Below are 9,624 nucleotides of genomic sequence, written 5' to 3' on the forward strand. Positions count from 1 at the left end.
CTACGGCTACGGCTACGGCTACGGCGGCGGCTACGGCGACTGCCGCGGTTGAGGGGGATGCTGACTCTGCGGTGTCGGTGGACGGCGATCAGGATGCGGCGGTGGATGCCGATGTGTCGGCATCGGCCTCGGCGGCTGCGGATGCTTCCAGCGACGACGGTGCGGCAGTGGACGTGACTGCGACGGCAGCGGCTCAGGTCGCAGCGGATGAGGACGCGTCTAGCGAAGCAGACGCGGAGGCGGCGGGTGTGATCGACGGTGACACCACGGCTATGGCGACGGCCAATAACGACGCAACCACGACGGCATCGGTGGATGCGGATGCGGATGTGGCGGCGACAGCGTCGGCGGCTGCGGACGCTTCCAGCGATGTCAGTGTGGGAGCGGACGTGACTGCGGCGGCGACGGCTCAGGCCGCGGCGGATGCGAGTGCGTCGGTGGATGTCTCGGCTGGCGTGTCGAGCGAAGCGAACACCGCGTCCACGGCCACGGCTAATGGGGATGTCAGCACGGCGGCGTCGGTGATGACGAACGCGAATGCCTCCACCGGGGCATCCGGCGTGGAAGATAATTCGGTCTTGGGGACCGCGTCGGTGTCTGGGGCTGATGATCTGGCAAAGACCGGTCTCGACTCCAGCGTCGTGGGCTGGGCGATGGCGGCCGCACTTGTCCTCGGACTCGGCGGTCTGATGATGTTCTTCATCGCCCGCCGCCGAAAGCACGAGGACGACCAGGTGCTGGAGGAGAGAATCCGCTAGCAGTCGGTAGAGAAGTGGAGCAGGGAGCCCGGGCGCATGACCGGGCTCCCTGTCGTATGGAGAGCTTCACCGCCGGTCTTAGCGGATGTGCAGCGGTGGCGTTATCGCCCGCACCGACCTGAATCTATATACCTGGGGAACGGGGTTAGTCGTCCTCTGACCGCCTGTCTGGAGCGCGGAGCGTGGCCGGCATGCGGTCGAGCCTTCAGCAGGAACTGGTTCTGCCTGTGGCCCACGGCCTCCTGTCTCGCCATCGTCCTGACCGCTAAGAGCAAGAGAGATCCATGCCTGCCACTCCGGACCATACTGACCCGGCCCCGGAAGGGTTCACGGCCAACGCTCATGCGTCCGATAGTGAGCTGGTTGAACGCTGCCGAGCCGGGGATTCGGAAGCCTTCGGAGAACTTTGGAAGCGTCATGCAAGCGCGGGACGAGCGGCGGCCCGTGCCATCACGTCGTCTATCGATTCAGATGACCTCGTCAGCGAAGCGTTTGCACGGATCTGGCAGACGATCCTGCGCGGAGGAGGGCCGACGAACGGATTCCGAACCTACCTTCTGGTGACGATCCGCAACCTCGCCGCCCGCATCGGGAGCCGTAGCAAGAAGGAAGTCCACATCGATTGGGCTGAAGACATCCCCGATGAATCAACAACGGAAGCGGAAACGCTCCGCGGCTTGGATCGAGATAATGCGGGCAAGGCGTTTGCGACGCTCCCGCCGCGCTGGCAGGAAGCGCTCTGGTACTCAGAAGTCGAAGGATACAACCCCACGGAGATCGGCAAGCTCCTCGGGATCAGCGCCACGGCCGCAGCGATGTTGTCATTCCGAGCGCGCGAAGGTCTTCGGCGCGCATGGGTTCAATCGCACATCACATCGACAGGCTCCGACCCGGACCATGCGTGGGCGATCGAGCGTCTTGCAGCGAACACCCGTGACACATTGAGCAGGCGTGACCGTCGTCGGTTTGACGAGCACCTCCGAGGCTGTCCTGGATGCACGAAGCTCGCGGGGGAAGCGGAGCACGTGAACTCGCGGCTGACGCATGCCTTGCTGCCGCTCGTGGTGGGAGTGGCGGGCGCACTGGGATACCGCGCGGCGGTCGAAGATGGCACCACTCGGGTAGCGCTCGAGGATGATCCCGCTCTCATGGTCGAGCAGATCTCACTGCTCGCGGCCGGTGCGACCGGTACAGGTGGGGCTGCAGCCGCGTCCAACTCGGTAGGGGGCGGGGGCGGGGGAGCTCCCTCTGTCGCGGCGGTCACGGGGTGGTCGGTCGTCGTGGGGGGTCTCGGTGCGTCCGCGGCGATCGTTGTGGGCCTCGCGTTGTTCGGGCAGCAACCCCTTCCTTCAACGGACACCCCCCTCCAAGAGTCCCGGGATGCCATCGCAACGCCCCCTCCGGAAGAGCGGCCATCAGAGCTGAACCTCGAGACCCCCGCGCCCATCCAGCCTTCCACGACCGACGATGTGGCGCGTTCAGAAGTGCAAACGGTCCACACTGAACTCGGCGAACTGACGGTGGCGGCAGATCGCGGGCCTCGCGGAGTGTTCTTCCCCCGTCTGTCGGGAACAGCCCCGGCGGGCTTGGAAGTAGTTGTCTTCGGCGGCGGAGCTGAGGTCGGGCGGACACGCGCCGCGCCCGACGGCAGCTGGGATATTGACCAGATCGATCTTCACGTGGAGTCCCTCGCAATCGAGCTCGCAGACGCGCCAGGCACGAGAGCGATGGTCGCCTCCGCCCCGGCGGTCCCGCAGATCACTTCTCAACACTCCGGAGCGCACTGGACTCTCGCGGTGACCGGCGTGCCTGGCGCGCACATCGAGATTCAGGACGATGCGCACGTCACGCTTGCTGCTGCACGCCTTGACCGAAACGGCGAATGGACTGCAGCCTATCCAGCCGCACTTCTGACGGACCAAGTCCGGGTTCGGTACGCCGCCGGCAACCGATCAGGACCTTGGATCGAACTTCGCGCCGACGTGAAAGAGCAATGACATGAAACAGGGAAGATCAGCACGGGTAGCTGCGAAACTGGGGATGTTGGTAGTCGGGATGCTTCTGATGGCCGCCTTGCCCGCGGCAACATTCGAGCCCTCAACCGCAACGGTCGAGCTTGAGGTCTCGGAGGGGAGTCGGCTCGCAGACGGGGTAGACGCCCATTCCGCCGTGGCGCGGGTCCAAGGCGCCCAAGGCAACCCGCTCGCAGGCGTCCTGGTCACGTTCATTGTCTCGAACGGGCGGAATGACGTCATCCACGTATGGACGAACGAACAGGGCGTCGCTGAAACCGCCGTCACGAGCGCGAAGGCGGGTGTGATCACGGTCAGTGCGCGGGTGAGCTTGTTCGGTGCAGGGGCCAGCACACAGCTGAAGTTCGTGGCCCGGCAACCTGATCTCACAAAATCCGACCTGATGTTCTCCGTCGGCGCCCGCATCGCCGACGGGATCGACACGCACTGGATCCGTCTTCGACTGGTCGATGAACGTGGCGAACCCGTCGCGGGAGAGACGATCGATATCGAGTCGGATCCGACCGTGAGGATCGTCGGGGCGAGAATCACCGACGACGATGGGATCGTCCGTCTAGATCTCTCATCCACGCGTGCTGGCGTGCACACGATCTCCGTCACCTGGAACGGCACCCACCTCGTGACACCCGAGATGCTGTTCCGGCCGGGCCCCGTCGATGCCAACGGGTCGACCTTGAATCTCTCACCGGACGTCACTCGCCACCGAGGTCAGGATTTTTACGTCCTGCAAGCCAGGCTCGTGGATGATGAGGGCAATCCGATCGCTGGCGTCACGGTTGACTTCCTGCCCAGCGACCGCCTCGCACTCACGTCCCGATCCGCCGTCACGGACTCTGCCGGTGTTGCCACGATCACCGCTGTCGGAAGCTCCAACGCGTCCCACACTGTCGAAGCGTTCGCTCAGCAGGTGGAGATTGGATCGCTGTCTACAGCACCGGCGAGTCCGTAGCGTGCTCTGCGGAATCGCGAAGCGGTCCACTCGATCGCTGTGATCGACCGGCGTGATGAACCCGCGCAAGAATGGTCTCCCTATAGGGGAGTCCAGCTTGACTCCCGGTACGATTGCGACGCTCCTCTTCAAGTGCTCGCAGTCGTGCTGAGAGGTGGAGAAGCCATGGGGATGTCCCTCCACCTCTCCTCCCGATCCCCGACGTTCTGTCAGCATCGACGGGGGCGACCTCGTGCGTTCAGGCCCGCAGAGATGAGCGAGTGAAACTTGACCACCACACTTCCGGAAGCGTCGACCCAGCCCCTGCGTGGCGGCCCGCGGCTGCGGTGGGGGGTGTTGGCTCCGGGGGGCATCGCCCGCGATTTCGTCGCGGCACTGCACACGCATACAGACCAAAGAGTCCATGCCGTCGCATCACGGGATCCCCGACGAGCGCGTAGCTTCGCGGCCGAGCATGGGATTGCCCGAGCTTATGAGACTTACGAGGCGCTCGTGGCAGATTCCACTGTGGACATCGTCTACATTTCAGCTCCCCACAGCGAGCATCACCGGCTCGCCCATCTTGCTATCGCCGCGCAGAAGCACGTGCTTGTAGAGAAGCCGATGGCGACGAGCGCAGTAAGGGCGCAGTCCATCGCGGACGCCGCTCGACGGGCAGGCGTGTTCGCGATGGAGGCGATGTGGTCGCGTTTTCTTCCGCAGACCACGATCATTGAGCGGCTCCTCGCGGAGGGCGAGCTCGGCGAGAACCGACTCGTCACCGCTGACTACGGCAGTCTCGCTGACTACGATCCGACCCACCGGCTCTTCGATCCTTCTCTCGGCGGTGGTGCGCTGCTCGACGTCGGGGTCTATCCGGTGTGGTTCGCTCAGTTCGTTCTGGGAGCGCCGGCAGGCGTCGCAGCACGGGGAGCTCTCGCCGGCACGGGCGTTGATTCACAAGCGTCGCTTCTCCTGGACACGGCGCAAGGAGCCCAAGCGCTGCTCAGCACTTCACTGTTGTGCCGGTCTCCGAAGGAGGCACGGATTCACGGATCCCGAGCCAGCTTGCAGATCGACACGCCGTTCTTCGCCCCGGGTGGTTTCACTCTCACCAGAGCAGATGGAACGACGCAGAGATGGCGGGACGAAACCGGGCTGCGCCATCGTGCCGGACTCGCGTGGCAAGCAGCGGCAGTGGCGCACCACATCGGCGAAGGGAGAACGGAATCTCCATGGCACCCGCTGAGTGACTCGGTGACGATGCTGCGCACGATCGACGAAGCGCGTCGACAGATCGGCGCGCGATGAGCGACACGGTCGCGCCGTCACGGTTGCCCGTCGGTGGGAACTTGCAACGCGGCGGGTTCGCTACCGGACTTCGACCGTGCCGTCGAGGCCGCCGCCGACCAGGGTCAGCGTGAACGTGCCGTCGTCTTTGACCGTGTCATCACCGAAGGCGAGCATGGTCGCCCGCGGACCCATGTCCATCGTGCAGACCTGTTCTTCGTCGGTCGCGAAGGTCGCGGTGCCGGCGTTACCTGCCCCCTCGAGCGACTCGACGACCGGGACGCATGTCGAAGAACCCCAGGTGAGCAGTACGAGACCGTTGTCGTCGAACCAACCGGCGGACGGGAGGTACTCGGTGGATGTCCCCGGCGTGCCTGTGGCCGCAGGGTCGCCGTTGAGGTCGACGTCGTCGGTGAGGTCGCCGTAGGTGACGTTCAGGGTGATGTCCGTCTTCGGGTCCACGCCGTCCGGCAGGGCGCCGATGCTCGCGCGCGGAGCGAGATCCTTCGTGCACGGCGCGGATTCCGCGTCGGGGTCCACGAGGGTGACGGTCACGGTCTGACCCTCAGCCGTGACTCTATCGACCTGCGGCACACAAGTAGACGAGCCCAGGGTGACGACCGCGAACATGCGGCCTTCGTCGAGCAGCGCGCCCTCCATGTCGTTCTGGTCGTCGACGTTTCCGGCGCTCGGGGCTGGCGAACTCGTCGGCGTTTCCGAACCTGGTCCCGCCGTGCATCCTGCGACGAGGAATGCGGCGGCGACGAGACCGACCACGGGTGCGAGAGGACTACGCGCAGCGGTCCCCGCCGACCTCCGGGCCGCACTGCAGCCGTGGGTGCCGTCGGCATCAGGGGAGGGGGTTTTCATCTTCATCGAGTCACCTGTCGTTTCCGCTCCGGCGCCTTCGGCGGCACCCGGTACAAAAGAGAAGACCCGACTCTTGGTGATCGATCACGTGACGAGTGTGCTGATCATCCGACATCCACCAACCCGCCGCCGACCGCGTCGGTGCGACATGCCCGCTCGAGGCGGGGGTATCTAGTTGAGGCGTCCCAGGTTTCGGTTCCCCAGCTCTTGGTGAACGGCCGCTTCCTGGATGGTCCCGGGCAGGTCTGTGCCCCACCGCGGAGGCGGGGCCCGCTTTCCGGAAATGACCACCCCTGACTCTCTTCACGGCGCTGATTGATTCCTCTCTGACTGGATTACGCCGCAACGAAGGGGAAACTCGCATAGGAAGCTACTCTCGTCCGCCTCAACCCTGTGACCTCGCACTATGGTCCATGGGGGGTGTATGTTGCTCAGCTCGGTTGAGCGAGGAGTCCGACGACGACAACGCCCAGGAATTGAGGGAGCTGCTTCCTCAGCTCCCGGAGCTGAAGCACGGGGCTCGTCATCAAAGACCCGTTCTCTCCCATGCAAAACGTCGGCAAATATCGGACATGAGCAACAGTGAACGGATCATCGGAGGAAACCGATGGACGACGCACAGCTCAACCGGCTGTGCACTCCGCAGGATAAGTGGGCAGAGTCGCCGTAGTCCTTGACGCGATGCTCGATCGCGTCGCCAGGAGTGTCCCAGAGCATCACGCGCGCCGGGCCCGCGTCGGCGACGTCCTCAGACCCTGACACCCACAGGCCCTGTCTCAGGCGCGGCACGACACCTACGTGGCCCTCATCGACCGGTTCGAGAATGAGCTCCGCGATGTGGACGCGATCGCGATGCTGTTCATGGACGGTGATGGATCTGACTTGACCTGTCGGACCGCGCACCGTGCGCTGAACGTCGATCGGCGGGGGCATCGAAGATGCGATTAACCTGGTCTCGAAGCACTCGCAACTCGAGCATTCCTTGCGATGAAGCCGGCGTCGAGATCCTGGCTAATGTCATCCACACGCGATCCCACGAGGTCTTGTGCGACAGTGTCGGCGACCGCGAGTACGTGTTGGGGTTTGCTGCCGGGGCGGGTTCCGGGGGTCTGTGCCGACCCCGACAGCACCATCGCCGTTTCCGACTTGGCATCACCTGCGGCCAGGTCAATGAAGGGCTGCCACTGAGCGTTCTGCTCGCCGACCTCGGCCAGGACGCCCACTACGAGCAGCGCGCCGTCGGCGTTCTCATGAACGAAATGGAACTCGGCCGCTGCCGGCAAGCCGTCGATGGTGTGCTCCGATGGCGTGTGTGCTCGCATCTGCAGTAACTCGGGCGATCTCCTCGCGCGACCGTCCGGGCGCCGCCGCAAGCGGGTTCCACACTAGAATCTGCAAACCGCAGTAACCGCGTACGCAACCACCAGACCGGCCCCGACGCCCGCAACCAAAGGTCCCACCCATGGGTGTCGATCCTGTCGAGCCCGAGATCAGATCAGTGATTACCCCGCTGATGGCCCAACTCCGACCGGACTCGCTCGCGCTCGACGGCGACGCCTGCTCACGAAGGTGTGCCGGGGTGACTCCGCCGGCCCGTTTCCGCCCACATGGGTGGACGAGTGCCTGGGGCGCTATTGGTCAAAATGTCGCCTAGGGCGTACTTTCGTGGAGGAAATGTCGTTCTGCGAATCGCTACGTTACCAGCCGCCAACCTCTAGGGTCTGCACCGATCGAGCAGCCAGTTGCTGAGCCGACGGCAGCTCTCCGAAGCTGGTGCGATCGTAACCGACTGCCGGTCGGGAAGCGGGACCGTGTTGCTCAGGGATGCCTGGTCCGACGAGCATGCCCAGATGCGTTATGACTCAGCGTGGTCGAAGTCTTAACATGCGAAGCGCATTCGGATAGCTTCGCAACAAGACCGGGAGTCCCAAAGTCCTCTCCGGTTTGTTGGGCCCCTGGAAGTGTTGCTCCTCGCTTCTAGGGGCCTACGAATGCCCACTCCGTCGGTATCGCGGCTCTGGGTTTTGGGGCCTGTAGCGCAGTTGGTAGCGCGCGTCGTTCGCATCGAGGAGGTCAGGGGTTCGATTCCCCTCAGGTCCACAGTGAAACTTGTTGGTGAGCGTTGTCAGGTGGTGACGGGGCTTGCGCCGAGGAAGGCCATGGTGTGTTCGCCGTAGAGGCATGTTTGGAGGGCGAGTTCGCCGCCCAGGCCCGTGAGGTCTCTGGCGGTGCTGGTGAATTTCGGAAGGCGGCGGACCTCGAGGACCTCGTAGACGGTGTCCCCGATCCGGAACTGTTGCCCTTCTGTCCAGGGGAGAACGACGTCACCGCCGCAATTGTTGTGTGCGGCCCATACCGGCGGGGCTTGCGGGTTGCTGTACTCGAGCATCTGCGTGAACGTGCCGTCGCACGTATCGAGATCTGCTGCCGTGCCTGATCGTCCGAGAGTGATCTCGGGGAGATCGCCCGTCAGGGCCTGCGGGGCTGACACCACGACCGCGCGAACCGACCCCCACGCGGCCTCCACCGACTCCGGCGCCAGCACCGCGGCGCTCAGCACAGCACCGCTGAGTGTGACAAGGCTCGCACCAGTAACGGCGGCCAACCAACGGCGCGGTCGTCGACGGGGCATACACATCCTTAAAGCCAGAGGGCCAGGGTCGGTTTCATGATGTCAGGCGAGCGCTGAACGACCCCTGTGGCGGCTCGGCATGAGCGGGGGGACTCCTCCCCGCTCATCCTCCCGGGCTCAAGATGTCGCGTGCTCGAAGGATCTCCATTCCAACGAGCCGCGCGGGTGATCGATCTCGCAGTGACAGAGAGTCGGTGGTTGCACGGAGCGGAGCAGATGCCGACCGAGATACTTGAGGGTCGAAGCGGCCCTTTCCGGACTATGGATGGGCGGCCGTGTTCACTGGCGGGACAAGCGCAGGTGCCACCCCTCGCGCATCGCTCAAGCGCGTGCAGCCTGTATTGGCGTGCAGTCCCACCGAAGGTGGTAGTGCGCGGTAGTGCGGAACGGAACGGGGAGCCCGGGGCATACGCCCGGGCTCCCCGCCTTGCTTCTTTGCGAGTGTTAGCTCAGTACTTCCTGCTGCTCCTCGTCTTCGTGCTTACGGCGCCGGGCGATGAAGAACATCACCAGACCACCCAGGCCGAGTGCGAGAGCAGCTGCCATCGCCCAGCCCACGGCACTGGAGTCGAGACCGGTCTTCGCCAGGTCATCGTCCCCAGACCCCGACGCGCTCCCCGAAGCCGAAGCATTCGTCGAAGCCGAAGCATCAACGTCGCCCGCCGCGTTGGTGGTCGCGTCTGCGATCGCTGCTACCGAAGCCGCCGCCGTCGCGTCACCATTGGCCGCAGCAGTCGCCGCGCCCTGAGTGTTGGAGGAGTTGTCACCGTTGGCTGCCGCCTCTGCTGCAGCCGAGGCTGCTGCGTCCGCATCCGTGGAAACATCCGCCGACGCGGCCGTGGAGGCGTCCGCGTTCGCTGCTGCCCGGGAGGCTGCCGCTGCGGTGATGTCCGCTGCCGCGCTGGCCTGGGTGGACGCGTCCGTGTTCCCCGCAGCGACAGCTGCCGGGTTCCCGTTCGCATCCGCCGCCGCCGACGCCGCCGCCGACGCCGACGCATTCGCATTCGCATCCGCCGAAGCCGAAGCCGAAGCCGAAGCCGAAGCATCAACGTCGCCCGACGCGTTGGTGGTCGCGTCTGCGATCGCTGCTACCGAAGCCGCCGCCGTCGCGTC

The 9,624-nt window shown here is 65.0% G+C and carries 9 protein-coding genes and 1 tRNA gene; 6 read left to right on the forward strand and 4 right to left on the reverse strand.

Annotated elements, in window-relative coordinates:
• The 4 genes from ACWGO6_RS19045 to ACWGO6_RS19060 all read left to right on the forward strand — a co-directional run.
• Positions 1–758 (forward strand): LPXTG cell wall anchor domain-containing protein (locus tag ACWGO6_RS19045; RefSeq protein WP_452327674.1); only part of this gene is annotated, 758 nt, incomplete at its 5' end.
• Between the two features lie 284 nt (positions 759–1,042).
• Positions 1,043–2,755 (forward strand): sigma-70 family RNA polymerase sigma factor, encoded by a 1,713-nt coding sequence (locus tag ACWGO6_RS19050; RefSeq protein ID WP_452327675.1) that lies wholly within the window; start codon positions 1,043–1,045, stop codon positions 2,753–2,755.
• 1 nt (position 2,756) lies between these two features.
• The gene (locus ACWGO6_RS19055; protein WP_452327676.1) at positions 2,757–3,740 is read left to right on the forward strand and encodes an Ig-like domain-containing protein; all 984 of its coding nucleotides are present in this window, start codon (positions 2,757–2,759) and stop codon (positions 3,738–3,740) included.
• Between the two features lie 333 nt (positions 3,741–4,073).
• Positions 4,074–5,030, forward strand: coding sequence for a Gfo/Idh/MocA family protein (locus tag ACWGO6_RS19060; RefSeq protein ID WP_452327680.1), 957 nt, complete (start codon positions 4,074–4,076; stop codon positions 5,028–5,030).
• A gap of 60 nt (positions 5,031–5,090) precedes the next feature.
• On the opposite strand, the gene ACWGO6_RS19065 is transcribed toward ACWGO6_RS19060, so the two are convergent.
• Positions 5,091–5,786, reverse strand: a complete 696-nt coding sequence (locus tag ACWGO6_RS19065; RefSeq protein WP_452327677.1) for a hypothetical protein — start codon at positions 5,784–5,786, stop codon at positions 5,091–5,093.
• Between the two features lie 1,037 nt (positions 5,787–6,823).
• The gene (locus ACWGO6_RS19070) at positions 6,824–7,201 is read right to left on the reverse strand and encodes a hypothetical protein (RefSeq protein ID WP_452327678.1); all 378 of its coding nucleotides are present in this window, start codon (positions 7,199–7,201) and stop codon (positions 6,824–6,826) included.
• A 705-nt stretch (positions 7,202–7,906) separates the two neighbouring features.
• Between ACWGO6_RS19070 and ACWGO6_RS19075 the strand changes: the two genes are divergently transcribed.
• Positions 7,907–7,979, forward strand: a tRNA-Ala gene (locus tag ACWGO6_RS19075).
• A 25-nt stretch (positions 7,980–8,004) separates the two neighbouring features.
• On the opposite strand, the gene ACWGO6_RS19080 is transcribed toward ACWGO6_RS19075, so the two are convergent.
• Together ACWGO6_RS19080 and ACWGO6_RS19085 are read right to left on the reverse strand one after the other, a co-directional pair.
• Positions 8,005–8,439 carry a hypothetical protein gene (locus ACWGO6_RS19080; protein WP_452327679.1) on the reverse strand — a complete coding sequence of 145 codons (435 nt, stop codon included), beginning with the start codon at positions 8,437–8,439 and terminating at the stop codon, positions 8,005–8,007.
• 516 nt (positions 8,440–8,955) lie between these two features.
• On the reverse strand, positions 8,956–9,399 hold the full coding sequence (locus tag ACWGO6_RS19085) for an LPXTG cell wall anchor domain-containing protein (protein WP_452327681.1): 444 nt from the start codon (positions 9,397–9,399) through the stop codon (positions 8,956–8,958).
• Here ACWGO6_RS19085 and ACWGO6_RS19090 point away from each other — a divergent pair.
• A partial coding sequence (locus ACWGO6_RS19090; protein WP_452327682.1) for a hypothetical protein occupies positions 9,281–9,624 on the forward strand: 344 nt, incomplete at its 3' end. The two genes, ACWGO6_RS19085 and ACWGO6_RS19090, sit on opposite strands and share 119 nt — an antisense overlap.

This window comes from Microbacterium sp. NPDC055665 (assembly GCF_053618035.1).